Below are 1,115 nucleotides of genomic sequence, written 5' to 3'. Positions count from 1 at the left end.
GCGGCGGCGACCTCGGCGAACCGCTCGGGCGGCCAGCGCCGCGCGGCGAACGCCGCGCCGGGATGCACCACGACCGCGTCCGGGGCGGGCGACGGGCGCGGCGGGACGGGCAGGTCGAGGTCGGCCGGGTCGGCCGGGAAGCCGTACCAGGACACCAGGCGGCACCAGCGCGGCACCTCGTGCTCGTCGGGGTCCCAGCGGGGGCCGCCCGCCACGTCGAACGCCATCAGCTCGCGCGGCCGGGTGCGGCGCAGCGGGTCGTGGCTGGCCGGTCCGCGTCCGTGCAGGTCCACGGCCACATCGACCGGCCCGTCGACCGTCGGCGGGACGAGTCCGGGCAGGTGCGTCATGACGTCGACGGCGCCCGACAGCCGCACCAGCGGCTCGAGCGCGCGGGGCGCGGCGAGCACGATCCGGTGCTCCGGCAGGCCCCGGCGCAGCGCCCGCAGCGCGGGGATCCCGGTCAGCAGGTCGCCGAGTCCGAGCGCGCGCAGCACCAGCGCCGTCCGGGGCGGGGCCGGTCCGGTCGCGGCGGTGCTCACCGCGCCTCCAGCAGGCGCGTGGTGGAGCGGCCCTCCAGCAGCGGCAGCAGCACCACGGCGCCGCCGCGGGCCCGGATGATGTCCGCCTCCGGCAGCTCCCGCCCCTCGTAGTCCGCGCCCTTGACCCACACGTCCGGGCGCAGCTCCTCCAGCAGCCGGGCGGGGGTGTCCTCGTCGAACACCACGGTCGCGTCCACGTCGCTGAGCGCCCGCAGCACGCGGGCGCGGTCCTCGGCGGGCGTCACCGGACGGCCCGGGCCCTTGGCCCGGCGCACCGAGGCGTCGGAGTTCACGCACACCACCAGGCAGTCGCCGAGCCGCCGGGCCTGCTGGAGGAGGCAGACGTGCCCGGCGTGCAGCAGGTCGAAGCAGCCGCCGGTCGCGACCACCGTCCCGCCGCCCCGCCGGACCCGCTCGGCCACCTCGAACGCGTCGTCCTCGCGGCCCACCGGGACGCGCGGCGACCCGGTCTCGCGGAGCCGGTCCGACAGCGCGGTGGCGCCCCCGGCCGCGACGTACTCCGAGGCCGTGCGGACGCCCCGGGCCACGGCCTCGGTGAGCGCCCCGCCGGTG

The 1,115-nt window shown here is 79.4% G+C and carries 2 protein-coding genes; both read right to left on the bottom strand.

Translation table 11 applies throughout. The annotated features are described in order from the left end of the window. Positions 1–542 (bottom strand): glycosyltransferase family 9 protein (locus DZF91_RS23385; RefSeq protein ID WP_147341310.1); only part of this gene is annotated, 542 nt, incomplete at its 3' end. Continuing rightward, the coding region (gene rfaE2, locus DZF91_RS23380; protein ID WP_117359505.1) for a D-glycero-beta-D-manno-heptose 1-phosphate adenylyltransferase at positions 539–1,115 on the bottom strand (577 nt) is incomplete at its 5' end. The genes DZF91_RS23385 and rfaE2, both read right to left, overlap by 4 nt.

This window comes from Actinomadura logoneensis (genome assembly GCF_003428695.1).
Taxonomy (GTDB): Bacteria; Actinomycetota; Actinomycetes; order Streptosporangiales; family Streptosporangiaceae; genus Spirillospora; species Spirillospora logoneensis.
This window is presented reverse-complemented; position numbering and strand designations above follow the sequence as displayed.